The following is a 19,023-nucleotide window of genomic DNA, read 5'->3' as shown; positions in this document are numbered from 1 at the left end:
GTTCCATGGGTTACCCCATGGAACTTGCTACTTATTAAGCATCCTTCTTAAGTTGTTCCCACTTTTCATATACCATGTTTAGGTTACCAACAAGGTAGAAAGCTTGCTCAGGAACTTCATCACACTCACCAGCTAGGATAGCTTTGAATGCTTTGATCGTATCGTTGATATCAACGAATTGACCTGGGATACCTGTAAACTGCTCAGCAACGAAGAATGGTTGAGAAAGGAATTTCTCAATCTTTCTTGCACGACCAACTAGAATTTTATCTTCTTCAGAAAGTTCGTCCATACCAAGAATCGCGATGATATCTTGAAGCTCTTTATATCTTTGAAGGATCTGTTGAACTGAACGAGCAGTATCATAGTGATCGTCACCAAGGATAGCTGGAGATAGAATTGTTGAAGATGATGTTAGTGGGTCTACCGCTGGGTAGATACCTTTTTCAGCAATTGAACGTGAAAGTTCAGTAGTCGCATCTAAGTGAGCGAATGTAGTTGCTGGAGCCGGGTCAGTGTAGTCATCGGCAGGTACGTATACAGCTTGGATAGAAGTAATCGAACCATCTTTAGTTGAAGTAATACGCTCCTGCATAGCACCCATCTCAGTACCAAGAGTTGGTTGGTAACCTACGGCAGATGGAATACGTCCAAGTAGTGCAGATACCTCTGAACCAGCTTGAGTAAAACGGAAGATATTATCAACGAAGAATAGTACGTCTTGTTTTTCTTCATCACGGAAGTATTCCGCTAGAGAAAGACCTGTAAGAGCAACACGAGCACGTGCACCTGGTGGCTCGTTCATCTGACCGTATACCAGTGCAGTTTTATCGATAACCCCAGACTCTTTCATTTCTTCGTAAAGGTCGTTTCCTTCACGAGTTCTTTCACCAACACCAGCGAATACAGAGAAACCACCGTGTTGAGTAGCAATGTTGTTGATAAGTTCCATAATTAGAACTGTTTTACCAACACCAGCACCACCGAATAGACCAATCTTTCCACCTTTTAAGTATGGAGCAAGAAGGTCAATAACTTTAATACCAGTAAAGAATGGCTCAAGTTTTGTTGATTGATTTTCAAATGATGGAGCTTCTCTGTGGATTGAGTAAGATTTTTTATTACCTAATTCACCAGCTTCATCAATCGCTTCACCAACTACGTTGATGATACGACCAAGACATTCACGACCTACAGGTGCTTGAATTGGAGCACCAGTGTCAGATACAACTAAACCTCTTGATAGACCTTCAGTTTGGTCCATAGCGATCGTTCTAACAACGTTATCACCTAGGTGAGTTGCAACTTCAAGAACAAGGTTATTTTCTTTGTCGTTGATTGTTGAGTTTGTAACTAAAAGGGCGTTATAGATTTCCGGTAAATTTCCATCAGCAAATTCAACGTCTACAACAGGACCCATAACTTGACGAATAACACCTTTTGCTTGTGACATTCTACGCTCCTTAACCATTGAGGGACTCAGCACCAGATACAACTTCAATAAGTTCAGTTGTAATCGCCGCTTGTCTCAATTTATTCATTTTAATAGTTAGTGTTCTAATTGCATCTTTACAGTTTCCAACGGCACTATCCATTGCTGACATACGTGATCCGTGCTCTGCTGCTGTAGCATCTAATACTGCAGTCCACATTGCACTCGTGTACGCCTCTGGGATTAGGCCATCTAAAATACTTTCCGCACCAGGGTTGTATCTGAAATCAAACGGATACTTTTCCTTTAGCTCATCTCTTTCAGATGAATCAAGAGTCATTGGAAGTACTTGTTTAACTGTTGGCTCGATTTGAATTGCAGAATGGAAAATGTTGTAAGCAACACTTACCTTTCCTACTTCACCAGTTGCAAAAAGTTCTGAAAGCTTATTAGCAATCGTTTGAACTTCATGAAATTGTGGTTCAGTTCTTTCAAAACCGTATGATTCACCAGCGTTAACAAGTTTCACAACAAGTTCTTTTACCTTAGTACCAATAAAGTGCACTTCAAGGTTGTTTGTATCTTCATGGTTTGCAATATAAGCCTTAACAGCTTTTGCAAGACCAGAGTTATAACCACCACAAAGACCTTTATTTGAAGAGATTACAAGAAGTACTTCTTTCTTAGATTCGTTATTATTTAAGAAAGAGTGATTGTAACCTTCTACTAAAGCAGAAATTGTTTTAATTGAATCTTCTAATTCATTTGCATAAGGACGCGCATTCAGAATAGCATTCTGAGCCTTGTTTAGCTTTGCAGCTGAAACAAGTTTCATAGCTTCCGTAATCTTTAAAGTACCCTTAGTACTTTTGATTTTCTTTTTAAGATCCTTAATATTTGCCATTATGGCTCCTCAATTAATTAGTAGTTCTTACTTGCAATAAATTCTTTAATTGCAGTTGCTAATTTACCATCATTCTCACCAGAGATTTGTTTCTCTGATCTTAGTGAACTCATAAGATCTGAGTGAGAAGTATTTAGGTGATCTAGAAGATCTTTTTCAGCATCTCTTACTCTATCAACAGGTACTGAATCGAACATACCTTTTGTACCAGCGTATACAGATACAGTTTGATCGATAACATCAAATGGAGAATATTGTGCTTGCTTAAGTAGCTCAACAAGTCTCTCACCTTTTGAAAGTTGTTTTTGAGTAGCTTCGTCTAGATCTGAACCGAAAGCCGCGAAAGCTTGAAGTTCACGGTACTGAGCAAGATCAAGTCTTAATGTACCAGCAACTTTTTTCATTGCTTTAATCTGAGCAGAACCACCAACACGTGATACCGAAATACCAACGTTAACAGCTGGACGGATACCTGAGTTGAAAAGGTCACCTTCTAGGAAGATCTGACCATCTGTAATCGAGATTACGTTTGTTGGAATATATGCAGAAACGTCACCTTCTTGAGTTTCAATAACTGGAAGTGCAGTTAGTGAACCAGCTCCTAGGTCATCAGATAGTTTCGCCGCACGCTCAAGTAGTCTTGAGTGACAGTAGAAAACGTCCCCTGGGAATGCTTCACGTCCTGGTGGACGTCTAAGAAGTAGTGAAAGCTGACGATATGCTTGTGCTTGCTTTGTTAAATCATCATAAACGATTAGTGCGTGCTTACCGCTATCTCTGTAGTACTCACCCATTGTACAACCAGTATATGGTGCTAGGTACTGAAGAGGTGCAGAGTTAGAAGCAGTAGCAGATACGATGATTGTATAATCAAGAGCACCAGCTTCTTTTAGTTTTTGTTGTACTTGACGTACTGTTGAGTTCTTTTGACCAATAGCTACGTAGATACATACAACATCTTTACCTTTTTGGTTGATGATTGTATCGATTGCAACAGCAGTTTTACCTGTCTTTCTGTCACCAATGATAAGCTCACGTTGACCACGTCCGATTGGGATCATAGCGTCGATAGCTTTAATACCTGTTTGAAGTGGCTCATGTACAGATTTTCTACCTAGAATACCTGGAGCTTTAATTTCAACACGTCTTGAGTGTTCAGAAACGATTTCACCTTGTCCGTCGATTGGATTACCAATAGCATCAACAACACGACCTAAAAGAGCGTCACCTACTGGTACTTCAACGATCTTTTGAGTTCTTTTAACTGTTGAACCTTCTGTGATTTTTGGATCATCACCAAGAATAGCAACACCAACGTTGTTAGTTTCTAGGTTTAGAACCATACCTTTTGTACCTGTAGCAAATTCTACAAGCTCTCCGGCCATTACGTTTTTAAGACCGAAAACTCTAGCAACACCATCACCAACAGTAAGAACTGTACCTACTTCGTCTACTTGAAGTTTAGTTTCGAAGTTAGCAATTCTGTCTTTGATAATGCTCGTAATTTCTTCTGGATTCATTGACATCATTTACCTCTACAATAATTGGCCATTAGCCATTTATAATTGATTCTTTTAAAGTATTAAGTTGTTTATCTACAGATGCATCGATTTGATAGTCTTCAACTGTCACACGAACACCTGCTGTAATTTTTTCGTTTTTTGTATAAGTTAACTCAGGCTCTGATCCAAGTTGTGACTTAATAAAAGATTTAATCTTATTAAGTGACTCTGTATCAATTGAATCTGCATTACCTTCAATTGTTCCTCTCATGAAACCTCTTTCATGATCATCCATAACGATTACTTCTTTAAAGATGAGTGGAAGAATTCCAATTCTCTTTTCTTGAAGTAGGAAATTAATAAATGATTTTACAACTTGAGAAAGCCCTAACTTTGTTAATACGTCACTTATAACAGAAGCTTTTTCCTCAACAGTAAATACATCTAAAAACATTACGTTTTCTAGATCATTACTTGCATTGATTACTTCTGTAAGAGCAGTAAGCTCTTGTGCTGTATTAATATTAGACTCTTTACCTAGGCTGAAAATCGCTTTTGCATACGCTTTGGCTACATTCTTTTCTTTCATCTTACTAACCCTAGAACTATAGTCTTGAAATTAAATTGCTTGTTGCTTTATTTGATAATGAACTATCAGAATGAATTTTAGTTTTCGTTTTAGAAATAACTTCATCTAATAGCGATTCATTAAGTTGTTTAAGCATCATCTTCTTTTCAGATTCTAACTTGTGTGCAGAATCTACTTCCATTTTTTCCATTGATGCTTTGATTTCTTGAACATAAGTTTCTTCGAACTTTTCACCATCTTTTTTTGCATTAGTGATGATTTGTTCTTTCTCACCTTCGATATTATCTAGCTTAGCTTTTGAAACTGATAATACTTTTTCTGCTTTTGCATCTTTTTCAGCTGCATACTCAACAAGATCCTTAATAGAATCTGCTTTTTCTACAAATGAATTTTTCATGAATGGAATAATCTTCCATGCCATAAAACCAAATACAATTGTGAAGTTAATTGCAGGAACAAGTAGGTCAGATAAGTGACCACCGTGGTATTCACCACCAGCTGCAAATACGATATTACTAAAAACTAGAGCTAATAATAATTTCATTTATTATCCTTATAATTTTAATGACTACTGTACAATTTTATCAACTAGAAGTGATGAAAGTTCATCAGCATCTTTCATGATTGCAACTTTCTTCTCTTCTAACTCTTGAGAGTATTTTGCCTTTTCAGAATTAGCTTCAGCTTCAAGCTTATTAGCAAGTTCTTTAACTTTAACAGCTTCACGCTTAGTAACTTCTTCTTTTCTATTTTGAATTAAATTAAAAGCTTCAGATTGTGCGCCTTCAATTTTAGACTTGTATTCTTTCTCTAATTCAGTTGCAAGACGAGTTTTTTCATCAGCACCTGATTCCATTTTAGTAGTTTTTGCTTCACGGTTTTCAAGAACTTCTTGAAGTTTAGACCAGATTAAGTTTCTTGTTACAAAATAAAGAACTGTAACGATGGCCAATTGAATGAAAAATGTAGAGTTGATACCTAGAGAGTTTAATACTGTATTGATAGTATCCATTAGTGACTACCCCAAATTGTGTAATAAGATTGGTTAAAAGTTCACTAATAATTAAACTTTATCTGGCCTATCGTCAAGCTAAACAGCTTTTTTCTGAATGTTTGTTAACATTTAATTAAGTTGTAAATAATCAAATTTATTTAATTATTTCTCGTCATGCATCTTCGTTGTACCATGGAAAATAACGCCGTCTTCCACAATAAGCGAAGGTGTAGTGATAGTCCCCTCGAAGCGAGCAGGCTTGATAATTTCGACGCGAGAAGTCGCTTTGATGTCGCCCTTAACGATTCCACTAATCATAATTACATCAGCAATAATGTCTGCATTAATTACAGCGGCCTCGGAAATAATTACCGTGTCATTTGAAAAAATAGTTCCGTTCACAATTCCCGCAATACGCCCTACACCGTTCAGTGTAATATTTCCTTCGAGCTTACAACCATCTTCGATAATCGCTGCCATTGTTCCTTGTGTCATAAATCTACCCTTTCCGTGGCTGGTTCTATAGGACCATATTTGATTTGAAAAATGGTTCTATAGGACCGGCCATAAAGACTGGTCCCATAGGACCAATAAAAACATTATCTATTTAAAAGTAAGTATTCAAAAATATCATTAAATTCGGCTTCATTAGAGAATTTCAGTACAACTTCTCCACCACCGTTTTTATTTGTTTTAATCCCGAAATGATAACCAGTTTTTTGTTCTAACTTTTCTCTATATTGAGACATTTTTCCATTAAAAAAGTCGAAGTTATCATCTTCTTTGCCAACTTTTGTTGGTCTCTTAGCTGCTTTAATTAATTTTTCAGTTTCACGAACAGATAGATTATCAAGAGCTGCTTTATTTGCAATACGAATACAATCTTCTCTCTCTTTGATACTAGCAAGAATTTTTGCATGACCAAATGAAAGCTGATCCTTTTGGATTAATTCTACTACATCACGTGGAAGCTTAAGAATACGTAGGAAGTTTGCAATTGTAGATCTTTCCTTACCAACTTTTTTTGCAACTTCTTCTTGAGTTAAGTTGAAGTCTTCCATTAGTGCAAAGTAAGCAAGAGCTTCTTCTACACAGTTAAGATCTGATCTTTGTACGTTTTCAATGATCGACATAACCATTTTTTCACGATCAGTTGCTCTCTTTATTACGACAGGAACTTGAGTAAGACCTGCTAGTTTAGAAGCACGAAGTCTTCTTTCACCTGCAACAAGTTCATATCCATTATCGGCCTTAACAACGATTAGTGGTTGAATAACACCATTTTCTTTAATTGAGTTTGAAAGCTCGTGAAGCTCTTCTTCTTTAAAGATTTTTCTTGGTTGGTTTGGGTTTGCATGAATTACAGTAATATCAAGCATTGAAGGATTCGTTTCTACTTGTACAGCAGGAGTTGTATTAAGTGCTGGTTTAGCTGCTGCCGGATTATCTGCTGCAACTTTTTGTAGATCAGAAAAAGCTGCTTGAGCTTTTGATACTTGAGAAGAATTTTGTGTTCCTCCAAGTAAAGATCCCATTCCTTTTCCTAATGCCATTTTCTTAGCCATTCTCTCTTCCCCTTACCTATTGAATGTTACCAGCTAAAGTATTATCGATTTCATTAACCGATGGAACTTGTGGTAGCTCATTTTGAATTTCTACTGATTGTGCACGATCTTTAATAATAAGTTCCTTAGCTAGTGATAAGTAAGCTTCAGAACCTTTTGATTCAATATCGTAAAGGATAATTGGTTTACCAAAAGATGGACACTCGGCGAGTTTTACATTTCTAGGTATTACCGATTGAAATACTTTTTCGCCAAAGTGCCTTCTAATCTCTTCTGCAACTTGCTTGTGAAGAGACGCTCTTCCATCAAACATAGTAAGGACGATTCCGTCCATTTCTAATGTAGGATTTAAATTCGCTTTAATTAATTTTACAGTGTTTACTAGTTGGGCCAGACCTTCCATTGCAAGGTATTCAGTTTGCATCGGTACGATAAAGCTATGAGCAGCATTTAATGCGTTCACAGTTAAAAGACCAAGAGAAGGTGGACAATCAATTAGAATATAATCGTAAGCGTCCATAACAGGCATGAATGCAGTCTTTAATTTCGACTCTCTTGCAAATTCACTTACTAGTTCAATCTCTGCTCCCGATAAATTGTTATCAGAAGGACAGATATGTAGATTAGGTAATTCTGTTTCGTAAATACATTCACGAATATCTGTTTTACCAATCATTGCATGATAGATATTGCTTCCATTATGCTGCGCTGAATCAAGCCCTAAACTCACACTACCATTACCCTGAGGGTCTAAGTCAATTACCAGAGTTTTTTTCTCGGCTACTGCAAGGCAGGCAGCAAGGTTAATTGTAGTTGTTGTTTTACCAACACCACCCTTCTGATTCATGAGTGCAATAATTTTAGCCATTTATGTCTCCCAAAAGATATAGTTGTTACTATATTTTTAAAGAAATGAAGACAAAGTGACAAGTTGTTTATTTTTATTTTTTCTAAAACTAGTGATTTCTGTTCCACGTAGAACATTCTTATTACGAAGAGCAATCATCATACGCCCCTCAGTATTAGGAATATCGATCAATGTTTCTTCTACTATCTCCCACTTGTTACCAAGCCAGTCCAGGTCTTCTAATTCGTAGAAGTTTGGACCCTTATAAAAGATCACATTTACAGTCTTATCTGTAATAATAAGAGGAAGAAGGTTTTGTATTGTTGAAACAGCTTTGAATGTTATCGTACAGTCACGATCAAAATATACATGCTCAAATCTTTGGTGGTATGTCTTTACATTATCAAGACCAATTGCTTCTGCAATTTGATTAACAACTTTGGACTTCTTACCTCTTGCTTCAAAACCAATATATTTCTTATCAGGATTCAAGCTTGCTAACGGTAATAAAGGAAATCCTCCACCGAAACCAATATCTACATGTATCTTAGTTTGATCATAGATCTTCTTCAAAGAAGGAATGTCTTCAATAGGTTTAACACTGTCTACATATTGCTTATCGAAGAACTCTTCTGCTGTATTAATTCTTGTAAGGTTAATTCCAGCAAACGGGCCATTGATTTGCTCAAGGTAGCGTTCACAAAATACTGTATCTTTCATCATAATATATTTCCTGCTACATATGCTAAGGTAGCTGGCCTAATTCCTACTATTCTTTGTAACTGCCCAAAACTTTCAGGCTTTATTTCTGTAATACGTTGTCTGCACTCAAATGAGATATTCTCACTAGCTACTAGCTTTTGCCAATCCACAGGCTTCTTACTAAGTCTGTTGATTTTAGCATTTTCAACTAGAGCACGATCAATATAGCCTTCGTACTTTAGTGAGATAGCTACTGTACGAATAACATTTAAATCAAACTGAAGATTATTCTCAGCTAACTCTGCCACTAAGACATCCACTGGATTCAAGTGTGCTCTCTTAGACAATTCGGCCAAGGTAATATTTGAACTTAGTGGTCCATAGCCCTTCGACTCAAAGTATTCCTTATTCTTTGGATTAGCTTTATATGTATAATTCTTAGCGATATGCCAGATAATATTAAAGCCCTGCTCATAGCTGTCTTGATAGCGGTCAATATCTGCATACAAACCTAATTCTTGGCGATATTTCTTCATACGTAGAATAGTATTATCCTCACGTACATAAAGACGATTTTCGTTACGCGCAGTAAATAATCGATAAGGCTCATCTCTCTTATTCGAGACAAGATCTTCTACCATTACACCAATATATGAATCATCGCGATCCAATATAAACTTATCTGCGCCAATAGCAGATCGAGCTGCATTTATACCAGCTATTAAACCTTGTCCTGCAGCTTCTTCATAACCCGAAGTACCGTTTACCTGACCAGCAAAATATAATCCAGGCATTTCCTTCGATTGCAATGTTCTGTCCAAGCATGTTGTATCGACAACATCGTATTCGACAGCGTAACCGTATACTGCAATCTCTGCCTTTTCTAATCCTTCAATAGTGCGGATAAAGTCTAGCTGTATCTCACGTGGGAGTGATGTAGAGATACCATTTGGATAAAATGTATCTAGCTCCAGTGACTCTGGTTCAACAAATACGTGGTGCACGTCCTTATCTTCATAGCGATAAGCTTTATCTTCAATAGATGGACAATATCTAGGCCCAACACCCTTAATTTGTCCGTTAAATATAGGGCTTCTCTCTTTATTGTCGCGAATAATTCCAAGAGTCTTTTCATTGGTCTTAGTAAGGTGACATGAAACCTGATCCACAAATCGTTCAGTTAATCCGTGATTAAAATGGAAGTTTACTGCTGTAGGATCACTTTCCTGCTCCACCATTTTAGAAAAATCGATGGTATCTCTCTTTAAACGAGCAGGAGTTCCTGTTTTAAATCTAGTTTTAAGTGCTGTTACACCTACAAAGATATTCTCGAGAGAATCAGCTTTAAGACAATCTACACGACCACCGTCAGATTGTTCCTCTCCAGTGTGCATCTTACCTGCTAAAAAAGTACCAGTAGTAACTACAATCTTCTTTGAGAGATACTCGCCTTCAGTTGTCTTAATGAGAAAAGAGTCCTGATCTTTACTTACTCTTTCCACCATTTCCCGAATAACAGTAATATTATCGTTAGCAGCTACTTCCGCCTCTGCATTTCTAGCATATACTTCTTTATCAATCTGTACACGAGTTGACTGTACAGCATAACCTTTAGATTCATTAAGAGTTCGATATTGAATAGCGCTTCTGTCAGCAAGCTTCCCCATGATGCCACCCAAGGCATCTATCTCTCTTACAACCTGACCCTTGCCCACTCCACCAACTGCTGGATTACATGGAGCTGATGCTATACTTACACCAGGCATAGTAACGATTGCTACCTTTAGGTCAAACTGAGCGGCGGCCCAAGCAGCCTCTAGTCCTGCATGTCCCCCACCAATAATTGTTACATCAAACATATGTTTCTCATTTTGTTCCACGTGGAACTTTCTGCGATTAATGTTCCATGTGGAACAATTGTGCGCAATTCTAATAATAATGTTCTACGTGGAACATTTAAGCTAATTTTTCAGAAAAATCAATGGTTTATATATTATTTACCTATGCAGAAGTTGGTAAAGATATGTGTAAGTGTATCGTCAGGGCTAATGATTCCGATTAGTTCTGCGGTTTTCTTTTCTAGGATAGAAACTTCGGATGAAATGATAGCTATATCATCTAAGTATTTGATATTATTAGCAAAATCAGTAAATTTCCCATAAATATCATTGATTACGACACGATGTCTTTCAATAGAAATGGGGTCACTGTTACGTAATTTCATATACTTAGATAAAATATCCTGAGTAATTAAGTCAGTTATATGAACTGGTTCTATAGGACCAGTTTTTATTTGTGGTTCTATAGGACCATTTTCTAGACTTGCCCCCATAGGACCAAGTTTTGATTCTTGTGGTTCTATAGAACCACTTTCTGAATCTGGTCCGATAGGACCACTTATTTCAACAAGACTTCCCTCACCTTTTGAAGTGTCTGCACTATAGTATTTAATAGCTTTTGGAAGATTCTCTTGTAATTCTTTTAAGTTAATCTCACCATTAAATTCATCAAAATGAGTAAAGATTAAAGCATCAAAAAGTGTCTCTTTAATATCGTGGTATTGGTATTTTTCAACTTCATTAATATTGATCAGAAGAATTTTATAGAATGCACCTTCTATTAAATTGCGACTTCTTTTGATCCCTTCTTCTTCAATTACATCTGTCGTATTACGTAGACCTGCTGTATCAACGAGTTTAAAGGTTTCATTACCTAGACTAATATATTCTGAAATATAATCACGAGTTGTTCCTGCTATGTCTGAAACTATTGAGCGTGATTCATTTAAGAATAAATTAAAGAGAGAACTCTTACCTGCATTAGGTTCACCACAAAGAACAATATCTGGAGACATTAAGCTCTTAGCATTAACACTTGCACTTTTATAAAGTGAAGTTATATGGCCACTGATATCTGCAACAGCATCATCAAGTAATTTCTGAGACTGCTCCTCCCCTACATCTTCTGCAAAATCAATATTGATTTCAACAGCAGCTTTTAGTTTTAAAAACTTGTCGTAGAGATCAGTGTATTTTTGATAAAGGCTACCATTTAATAGTTTAAGTCCTTCATCAAGCATTAGAGAAGAAGAAGCATTTAAAAGTGCATCAAGTCCTTCGACCTGTGCAAGGGAAAGCTTCTTATTCTTTAGTGCTCGATAAGTGAATTCACCATTCTTTGCTAAACGAAACATACCGGAGTTAATGAATGCATTCATTATACGCTTTAAATTAAGCGTATTACCGTGTGCCGCAATCTCTAATATATTTTCACCATTGTAACTATGCGGGCCCTCAAAATACGTAATAACGACTTCATCTAGGAAGTTTCCATCCTGGTCGTATAACTTTGTAAAAGTGGCCTTGCGAATTTCGAGATTTGATAAATCTTTTTTGAAAAATGGTCCTATAGAACCAATGTCGGAAAAACCAGATAAACGGATAACCCCTATGGCCGTATTCTCATTTAGGCCAGTCGAGCAAGCGACAATAGGAAGGTCATCCGTTTCGTATATCATGGTTTATTAAGCTTCTGCTGTTTTATAAACGTAAAGTTGTTGTGCAATTCCCAGGATGTTTGAAACTGTAAAATACAGATTTAAACCTGCTGGAAGATCTTTCATAATAAAAATGAAAACGATCGGCATAATATACATAATCTTCTGTTGATTAGGATCAGCAGATGTCGAAGGATTTAGCTTAGTTTGCACTAGCATTGTAATCCCCATAATTGCTGGAAGAATATAGTATGGATCTTTTGCACTAAGGTCAGTTAACCAAAAGTAAAATGGAGAACCAACTAGCTCAACAGAGTTTGAAATAGCTTGGTAGAAAGCAATAAAGATTGGAATTTGAAGAACCATTGGAAGACATCCACCTAAAGGTGAAGCACCTGATCTTTTAAATAATTCCATTGTTTCTTTTTGTTGCTTCATTGGATCGTCAGCATACTTTTCTTTTAGCTTTGCAATCTCTGGTTGAAGAACTTGCATCTTCTTCATTGATCTAAAAGACTTAGCTTGTAATGGATAAGTTGCAAGACGAATTACAATTGTTAAAAGAATAATTGCAACACCGTAGTTACCTACATATGTGTAGAGAACTTGCATTGCTTTTAGAATTGGAACTGCAAAAATTCCAAAGATACCAAAGTCGATTGATAGATCTAATTGATTATCAAATCCTAATAGGTAATCATAATTTTTAAGAGCATAAAGAATATAACCATTATAGTTTTTCTTACCATTAACAGCTTGAAAGAAGATCTCTCCGCCTTCAGTGGCCATATAATTGATTGTTTGCTTATCATTAAAAACGTTGAAGAAAACGTGATGATTGAAATCAAGAGCAACCCATTTTAAGTTCCCCTCACCTTTCTCATCTGATTCTAAGTTATAACGATCAGTATCCATACCTTGAACAACATACTGACGATAAGTTCTGTTATCAGATTGCTTTTCAGTAGCTGCCATATTGTATGAAAGTCTAAAATCCTGAGCACCATTTAATTCATAAGTTAAACGGCCATCATTTTCTAATTTTAAACGAATCGAAATTTGCTTATTAAGATCATTACCTACTACTTCGTTTTCGACTGTTTGTTCATCGAATACAAAGTTAAAGTTTTGTAGATTATTATTAGTATCGATTAACTTGAAATTAAAAAAGTTATCCTTGTCTGAAAGCTCTTTTAAAGTCATTGAAGTTTTATTACCAGCTGCTTCACTAAAAGAAAGATCACTATTAACTGTATAGAAAAATGATCCTGCTTTAAGAGTAACAGACGTCAGGTTTGTTGCTTTATTCGAGTGTGTTGCAATTGGCTTCGTTTCAGATGAATTAGAAGATGCGTTTTGTGTTTGTACTTGTTCTTGTTTTACTGGTTGTTGTACAGGTTGGTTTGAACTGAAAAGTGCTTGCCATGTGAAAACAATAACACCAGTAAGAACAAACGCTAAAACAGTGCGTTTTTGATCATTATTCATTCTTTAATACTCCTAAAGTGTATTTTCTTAAGTCTTTAAGTATGGAGATTTTTAACACGCTATAAAGGAGTTGTTAATCTTTTATTGAATTTTTGCAAAGGCGTTCACAAGGGAATTTCGAAGATCTTCTTTTGGATTTTGTGAACTTTTAAAAAGTCGATTAGAAACCACAATCATAAAATCCTTACCGTTGTTACGGTACGAACTTGTACGAAAGAATTCTCTAATAATTCTCTTACAAAGATTACGCTTATTAGCTTTACCGACTTTTTTAGTTACAGAAAAACCTACTCTTGAAACTTCAGAGTTAAGACGTGATGGCTTGTAATAAATACGAAGCCAACGATCAGTGATTACTTGAGAATTTTTTCTTAAATAAGAAAAATCTTCAGTTGATAGCAGTCTTGAACTTTTATCAAAAGTGCTATCAACTGATGTCATTATTTCTTACCGTGAGAAACTGTAAGTTGCTTACGTCCCTTAGCTCTACGAGCTTTGATAACGTTGCGACCACCAGCTGTTTCCATTCTTTTAAGGAAACCGTGTACTCTCATTCTTTTCTTTCTTTTTGGCTGCCAAGTTCTTTTAGACATCTTCAACCTACCTAACTATAACTGTTTAACTAAAAATTAATATTGTAAGGGCTAGTATTATACCATTTCGCATCACTGGTCAATGGCCCTGTACATAGTGCAGGCCAAAATATTTGATTTATTTGGCCATGCGTAAAAAACCCATTTTTTTATTGGCCTAGGATTTTGGGCCATGATACAAATTCTCCCCACAACACGTAATTAAAGAAAAATTGACGAGTAAACCACTCAAGGGAATGGATCATGCAGGGAAATTTTCCTTTTAATGAATTTTTGAAGAATTCTAACCCAACAACAAATAAAATCAATAACATAGAAGATCTTGCCAATAAGAATATTATCGAAGATCCCTTCAATATTAAGCAAAATTTAAATCAACCTTATAATAGCTCTAGCCTATCGGACGATTTCTTTAGCGCTGATGAGCTGGATATGATGAATAATGAGATTCATAACTCATTAAAATCATTAGTAAATCCACAAAAATATGCTTCTTTTTTCCAAGGAGACTTTTTTCGTCTTAAGAATATTGACGGTGAAAGAGCGATATTTTCGACAACGACTAACTTTATTAAGTCATTTATCGAGAAAAATTTAAACCAAATCAGCCAAAGTATTGTAAATACGTTAGGTAAATCGTATCAAATCGAGATTATTGCTAATAATAACAATAACTTATCTCAACCTAGCCTATCTCAACACTTAAATAATGGTCCTATAGAACCAAGTCATACGAAACCTAGGTCAGCAAATGAAATCTCATTTTCGCTCGATCTAGAGCCTGTACAAGAAGACCTACTTTCACAAGTTGAATCTAAGTATATTGATCACGTAAGTGATGACTACAATAATATCGTCATTGATAAATCTAAAACGTTTAAAAATTATGTTATTGGACCATCAAATAATATGGCCTACGCTGCTTCAGTAGCGATTGCTAAAAGTCCTGGTAAAGCTGGTAAATATCCGTCGCTTTATATTCATTCTAATTCAGGACTTGGTAAGACTCACCTCTTACATGCGATGGCCAACGGTATTCACAATCAATACCCTCACTATGTTATCTGCTTAATTACAGCACGTGATTTCATGAAGGAAATGATTGAATCAATTCGCAATAAACAGCTTCCAGAGTTTCGTCAAAAATATTCTGATAAAGTTGATGTTCTAATGATTGATGATGTTCATGAACTTAAAGGTAAAGAAGGAACGCAAAGAGAATTCTTCCATATCTTTAATGAGCTATATCAAAAAGGAAAACAGCTAATCTTCACTTCTGATAAAACTCCACAAGAGATCAATGGACTTGAAGAAAGAATTAAGACTCGCCTTCAATGGGGTCTTGTCGTTGATATTCAAAAACCAGATATTGAAACTCGTGTTGCAATCATTAATGCTAAGGCTGATGATCTCGACCTATTCCTTTCTGAAGACATTGTGAACCTGATTGCATGTAATGTTAAAAACTCGATTAGAGAGCTTGAGGGTGCTCTAATTAAGCTTTCAGCCTACTCTGATATCATGAAGGTTGATATCGAATTAGAAATGGTTAAAGAGGTTCTAGGACTCAGAGATTACGAAGACGAAAAGAAAATTACAATTGAAGGAATTGCTAAGCAGACTTCACAATACTTTAAAATTCCAGTTGCTGATCTTAAGTCTAAATCACGTGTAAAAGATATCGCTAATGCACGCTTTGTTGCCATGTACTTATGTCGTAAACTTGCAAGCTTAACACATGAAGAAATTGGACAGTTCTTTGGAGGACGTGATCACAGCTCTGTTGTTCACGCTGAACAAAAGATTTCAAAACAATTGTCTCAAGATCCAATGCTTTCTAAGACAATTATGACGATTGAAAATTCGTTATAATCCCCTACTAAATTACTGACTAGTCAACTGACTAACCAATACATAGGCCGTGTTATTCACGGCCTTTCTTATATATTTTCACATCCTCAATATTGGCCGGCCATTTGGCCAGTCGGCCGTGGATTATTGAGTGGCCAATCCCCTAGACTATCCACTAAAAATTTGTGGAATGTTAATAATCTGACTAGTCATTAGGCCGACAAATTCACACCAGTATTTGACTAGTCACTTTTGGTCCTACGAAATGTTAGTTATTCACGGCCAACGACGGCCAATCCACGGCCAAGAAAATTAATTGTGAATTAATAAATACTGTAATAATAGTTACTTATACATTATTTCTAAACTTATTCACGGCCGTTAATAATATTATCGACACAAATTAAGGCCGTGGATAAAAAAGTTATCAACATGTTTGTAAATTGTGAGTAAATGACTGGCCAATTTAACAAATTTTAAAGAAATTTTCTTGGCCAAAAAATTATCCACAATAGGCCGTGAGCAAAAAACTAATAACACCACATATTTGTTACGTTTTAAGTAATATACGAATAAATGCAAGGCACAAAAAAAAGTAGTCAACGATTGCTAACAATGGCCAAATTGAGAAAAGACGCTGTTAAAAGGGGAGTTGCCACTTATGAACTTATCCACAGGATTATATATAATATATATATAAATATATATAATAAGAAGAACACTTAAATGCTCTAGACAGCCTTGCTAACTAGTGTTTTCCATTATACAACAATACAAATAATTTTCTGATAGGAATAAAGATGAAGCTTAGGGTTGATACAGATAACTTAAGAGATGCATTAAATAAAATTTTAACTGTAATTGATAAGAAGAATTCAAGACCAATATTAACATATACGTTACTAACTGTTAGCAATGATAAAATATATCTTTCAGCAACAGATCTTGAGGTATCAGCAAAGTATTCAATTAATGCATCAACTGAAGGAACAGCTTCATTTTGTATAAACGCTAAGAATCTATTTGATATATTAAAAGAACTTCCTAACACAGATATCAACATCGAGTTAGAAGATGGTGAAAATCTACTAAAAATAAATTGTGAAGAAATTCATTATTCACTTTTAATTTACGAAGCAGATGAATTTCCAAAGCTTCACTTTGGAAGCGAAAATACTTTCACACTAAATTCAGATGATCTTTTAAATCTAATTACTAAAACTTCATATGCAATCTCAAATGATGAAACAAGACTTCACTTTAACGGAATCTATTTCCAAGAAGTAGAAGGGAAGCTAAGAGCTGTTTCAACTGATGGACATCGTTTATCTCTAATCGAAAATGATATTGCTGAACAAAATAATGAAGCTCTAATTAATGGAATTATTATTCCTAAGAAGGGTGTAGCAGAACTTAGAAAAATCGCTGAAACATATCCAGGTGCAAATCTGTTTATTTCTGTTGATGACTCATATTTATATGTAACAGCTAATGAGCAATACCAATTAGGTATTCGTTTAATTGCTAGAGAGTATCCTAAGTATCAAGCTGTAATTCCAGCTAAGACTACTTACTCACTAACAGCTGATAAAGAAGTAATTCAAAACGCTATTAGACGTATTAAAATTATGTCTAATGAGAAATCAAATGCAGTAAAGCTTAAGCTAACTGAAAACCATATGACGATCTCTGCAAACCATCCTTCACTTGGTGATGCTAAAGAGACGATTCCAGTTGATTACGAAGGTAAGGAAATTGAAATCGGTTTTAACGCTCGTTTCTTATTAGATTCAATTGCAATTTTAAATACTGAAAATGTAACTTTCGAATTTAACAATGAATTTTCAGCGGTAATCGTTAGATCAAATGATATCCAAAATTATCTTGGAATTATCATGCCACTTAGAATCTAGTACTGAGACACTTTGAAACTTGTAAAACTTCAGGTAACAAATTTTCGAAATCTAGAACCAGATATAATTTCTTTCAATGGAAATATTAATTGTATCCTAGGTGAAAACGGAAATGGAAAAACAAATATATTAGAAGCTCTACACGTTCTAGTGACGAGAAAATCTTTTCGTAAAAATACAACTTTTCCACAGCTATTAAGTATTGATGGGGATAACCCTGAGATATTATTTTCATCTCTATTTCTCGATGATGGCGATAACGTAACTTTCAGTGGAAAGATGAATCCTCAAGGATCTACCTGGGCACTTAATGGGAAGAATACGAAAAAGAAACTCGATGCAAAGTTAGTTTTTATCAATCCATTTGATTCTTATTCATTTTCAAATATTCCAAGTTTTAGAAGAAAGTGGTTTGATGATCATTTATCAATGCTTAGTCGCGATTATAAGAAAGTATTAAATCAGTACAATTCCGCGCTTAAGTTTAGAAATATTCTTTTATCTAAGAAACCATCACAATTTCGTGAGCAGTTAAATGTAATTGATCGCCAGATGGCAGATTATGCTTATGAGCTAGTTGCCATGAGAAATCAATTCGTAACTGAACTAATTCCGTTTTGTGAAAATACATATCGTGACATCTTTTCAGAAGATCATTCACTTAAAATTGAAGTTGATTCTCGTTTTCATGGATTTTCACCAGAGATGATCTTTGATTATATGCAACAAAGGCTAGAAAAGGACCTAATTGTAGGTCATACGACTTATCAAGTTCACAAAGATGACTACGTGCTTCTTTTTGATGGGATGAATGCTTACGAATTTTGTTCTTTAGGCCAACAAAAAATGTCTTATTTGAGCCTCTTATTTGCCTATATAGAGCTATTTAGGTATAACTTTAACACCTATCCAATTGTACTTATCGACGACGTCTCAGGGGAATTAGACAAGGCGAGATGGGGTAGGCTGGTTAAATTTTTGGAACAACGAGAGTTCCAAGTTTTAATCACGACGGCAAATGAAAAATTTAAGGAAGAATTAGAAAAAATTAATGGCGCAAATAAGATCTATATTTCGAACGGTTCCGTTAACTAGTCTTCCAAAAAATTATATTTTTAAAACAACACACTGACACAAGAAATTGGAA

At 35.5% G+C, this 19,023-nt stretch carries 18 protein-coding genes; 3 read left to right on the top strand and 15 right to left on the bottom strand.

Going from position 1 to position 19,023, the window contains the following annotated elements; genetic code table 11:
* Window positions 1-34 precede the first annotated feature (34 nt).
* The 15 genes from atpD to rpmH all read right to left on the bottom strand — a co-directional run bounded on the left by atpD (window position 35) and on the right by rpmH (window position 14,112).
* A complete protein-coding gene (gene atpD, locus ACMAWV_RS01285) occupies window positions 35-1,453 on the bottom strand; it encodes a F0F1 ATP synthase subunit beta (protein WP_103218617.1) in 1,419 nt (472 codons plus the stop codon).
* 10 nt (window positions 1,454-1,463) lie between these two features.
* Entirely contained in the window at window positions 1,464-2,336 is an 873-nt protein-coding gene (gene atpG, locus ACMAWV_RS01280; RefSeq protein ID WP_103218616.1) for an ATP synthase F1 subunit gamma, read from the bottom strand.
* Window positions 2,337-2,353: 17 nt separating this feature from the next.
* Window positions 2,354-3,862: a F0F1 ATP synthase subunit alpha gene (atpA, locus tag ACMAWV_RS01275; protein ID WP_103218615.1), complete on the bottom strand. Its 1,509-nt coding sequence runs from the start codon at window positions 3,860-3,862 to the stop codon at window positions 2,354-2,356.
* Window positions 3,863-3,887: 25 nt separating this feature from the next.
* Window positions 3,888-4,427 carry an ATP synthase F1 subunit delta gene (atpH, locus tag ACMAWV_RS01270; RefSeq protein ID WP_103218614.1) on the bottom strand — a complete coding sequence of 180 codons (540 nt, stop codon included), beginning with the start codon at window positions 4,425-4,427 and terminating at the stop codon, window positions 3,888-3,890.
* Between the two features lie 16 nt (window positions 4,428-4,443).
* Window positions 4,444-4,971 carry a hypothetical protein gene (locus ACMAWV_RS01265; RefSeq protein WP_412470502.1) on the bottom strand — a complete coding sequence of 176 codons (528 nt, stop codon included), beginning with the start codon at window positions 4,969-4,971 and terminating at the stop codon, window positions 4,444-4,446.
* 24 nt (window positions 4,972-4,995) lie between these two features.
* Window positions 4,996-5,439 carry a hypothetical protein gene (locus ACMAWV_RS01260; RefSeq protein WP_103218612.1) on the bottom strand — a complete coding sequence of 148 codons (444 nt, stop codon included), beginning with the start codon at window positions 5,437-5,439 and terminating at the stop codon, window positions 4,996-4,998.
* A 144-nt stretch (window positions 5,440-5,583) separates the two neighbouring features.
* Entirely contained in the window at window positions 5,584-5,916 is a 333-nt protein-coding gene (locus ACMAWV_RS01255; protein ID WP_103218611.1) for a bactofilin family protein, read from the bottom strand.
* Window positions 5,917-6,020: 104 nt separating this feature from the next.
* A complete protein-coding gene (locus ACMAWV_RS01250) occupies window positions 6,021-6,986 on the bottom strand; it encodes a ParB/RepB/Spo0J family partition protein (protein WP_103218610.1) in 966 nt (321 codons plus the stop codon).
* A gap of 16 nt (window positions 6,987-7,002) precedes the next feature.
* Window positions 7,003-7,854 (bottom strand): ParA family protein, encoded by an 852-nt coding sequence (locus ACMAWV_RS01245; protein ID WP_103218609.1) that lies wholly within the window; start codon window positions 7,852-7,854, stop codon window positions 7,003-7,005.
* Between the two features lie 36 nt (window positions 7,855-7,890).
* Window positions 7,891-8,556, bottom strand: a complete 666-nt coding sequence (locus ACMAWV_RS01240; RefSeq protein WP_103218608.1) for a 16S rRNA (guanine(527)-N(7))-methyltransferase RsmG — start codon at window positions 8,554-8,556, stop codon at window positions 7,891-7,893.
* On the bottom strand, window positions 8,553-10,394 hold the full coding sequence (gene mnmG / locus ACMAWV_RS01235; RefSeq protein ID WP_392994019.1) for a tRNA uridine-5-carboxymethylaminomethyl(34) synthesis enzyme MnmG: 1,842 nt from the start codon (window positions 10,392-10,394) through the stop codon (window positions 8,553-8,555). Before mnmG ends, ACMAWV_RS01240 begins: the two co-directional genes overlap by 4 nt.
* Window positions 10,395-10,528: 134 nt before the next feature.
* Window positions 10,529-12,052 (bottom strand): tRNA modification GTPase, encoded by a 1,524-nt coding sequence (locus tag ACMAWV_RS01230; protein ID WP_412470501.1) that lies wholly within the window; start codon window positions 12,050-12,052, stop codon window positions 10,529-10,531.
* 6 nt (window positions 12,053-12,058) lie between these two features.
* A complete protein-coding gene (yidC, locus tag ACMAWV_RS01225) occupies window positions 12,059-13,519 on the bottom strand; it encodes a membrane protein insertase YidC (protein WP_103218605.1) in 1,461 nt (486 codons plus the stop codon).
* An 81-nt stretch (window positions 13,520-13,600) separates the two neighbouring features.
* A complete protein-coding gene (gene rnpA / locus ACMAWV_RS01220; protein WP_103218604.1) occupies window positions 13,601-13,960 on the bottom strand; it encodes a ribonuclease P protein component in 360 nt (119 codons plus the stop codon).
* A complete protein-coding gene (gene rpmH / locus ACMAWV_RS01215; RefSeq protein ID WP_103218603.1) occupies window positions 13,960-14,112 on the bottom strand; it encodes a 50S ribosomal protein L34 in 153 nt (50 codons plus the stop codon). Before rpmH ends, rnpA begins: the two co-directional genes overlap by 1 nt.
* 243 nt (window positions 14,113-14,355) lie before the next feature.
* Between rpmH and dnaA the strand changes: the two genes are divergently transcribed.
* The 3 genes from dnaA to recF all read left to right on the top strand — a co-directional run bounded on the left by dnaA (window position 14,356) and on the right by recF (window position 18,971).
* Window positions 14,356-15,984: a chromosomal replication initiator protein DnaA gene (gene dnaA, locus ACMAWV_RS01210; protein ID WP_412470500.1), complete on the top strand. Its 1,629-nt coding sequence runs from the start codon at window positions 14,356-14,358 to the stop codon at window positions 15,982-15,984.
* A gap of 779 nt (window positions 15,985-16,763) precedes the next feature.
* On the top strand, window positions 16,764-17,876 hold the full coding sequence (dnaN, locus tag ACMAWV_RS01205; RefSeq protein WP_103218601.1) for a DNA polymerase III subunit beta: 1,113 nt from the start codon (window positions 16,764-16,766) through the stop codon (window positions 17,874-17,876).
* A 12-nt stretch (window positions 17,877-17,888) separates the two neighbouring features.
* A complete protein-coding gene (gene recF / locus ACMAWV_RS01200) occupies window positions 17,889-18,971 on the top strand; it encodes a DNA replication/repair protein RecF (RefSeq protein WP_103218600.1) in 1,083 nt (360 codons plus the stop codon).
* Window positions 18,972-19,023: the final 52 nt, after the last annotated feature.

Source organism: Halobacteriovorax sp. RT-1-1, assembly GCF_047085455.1.
Taxonomy (GTDB): domain Bacteria; phylum Bdellovibrionota; class Bacteriovoracia; order Bacteriovoracales; family Bacteriovoracaceae; genus Halobacteriovorax_A.
This window is presented reverse-complemented; position numbering and strand designations above follow the sequence as displayed.

Bases quoted from the DNA above. Each gene is read 5' to 3' on its own strand.
- ACMAWV_RS01250 (WP_103218610.1), bottom strand. From the start codon at position 6,986: ATGGCTAAGAAAATGGCATTAGGAAAAGGAATGGGATCTTTACTTGGA.
- ACMAWV_RS01265 (WP_412470502.1), bottom strand. From the start codon at position 4,971: ATGAAATTATTATTAGCTCTAGTTTTTAGTAATATCGTATTTGCAGCT.
- ACMAWV_RS01260 (WP_103218612.1), bottom strand. From the start codon at position 5,439: ATGGATACTATCAATACAGTATTAAACTCTCTAGGTATCAACTCTACA.
- atpH (WP_103218614.1), bottom strand. From the start codon at position 4,427: ATGAAAGAAAAGAATGTAGCCAAAGCGTATGCAAAAGCGATTTTCAGC.
- dnaA (WP_412470500.1), top strand. From the start codon at position 14,356: ATGCAGGGAAATTTTCCTTTTAATGAATTTTTGAAGAATTCTAACCCA.
- atpG (WP_103218616.1), bottom strand. From the start codon at position 2,336: ATGGCAAATATTAAGGATCTTAAAAAGAAAATCAAAAGTACTAAGGGT.
- ACMAWV_RS01255 (WP_103218611.1), bottom strand. From the start codon at position 5,916: ATGACACAAGGAACAATGGCAGCGATTATCGAAGATGGTTGTAAGCTC.
- mnmG (WP_392994019.1), bottom strand. From the start codon at position 10,394: ATGTTTGATGTAACAATTATTGGTGGGGGACATGCAGGACTAGAGGCT.
- dnaN (WP_103218601.1), top strand. From the start codon at position 16,764: ATGAAGCTTAGGGTTGATACAGATAACTTAAGAGATGCATTAAATAAA.
- rpmH (WP_103218603.1), bottom strand. From the start codon at position 14,112: ATGTCTAAAAGAACTTGGCAGCCAAAAAGAAAGAAAAGAATGAGAGTA.
- rnpA (WP_103218604.1), bottom strand. From the start codon at position 13,960: ATGACATCAGTTGATAGCACTTTTGATAAAAGTTCAAGACTGCTATCA.
- atpA (WP_103218615.1), bottom strand. From the start codon at position 3,862: ATGTCAATGAATCCAGAAGAAATTACGAGCATTATCAAAGACAGAATT.
- ACMAWV_RS01230 (WP_412470501.1), bottom strand. From the start codon at position 12,052: ATGATATACGAAACGGATGACCTTCCTATTGTCGCTTGCTCGACTGGC.
- yidC (WP_103218605.1), bottom strand. From the start codon at position 13,519: ATGAATAATGATCAAAAACGCACTGTTTTAGCGTTTGTTCTTACTGGT.
- ACMAWV_RS01245 (WP_103218609.1), bottom strand. From the start codon at position 7,854: ATGGCTAAAATTATTGCACTCATGAATCAGAAGGGTGGTGTTGGTAAA.
- atpD (WP_103218617.1), bottom strand. From the start codon at position 1,453: ATGTCACAAGCAAAAGGTGTTATTCGTCAAGTTATGGGTCCTGTTGTA.
- ACMAWV_RS01240 (WP_103218608.1), bottom strand. From the start codon at position 8,556: ATGATGAAAGATACAGTATTTTGTGAACGCTACCTTGAGCAAATCAAT.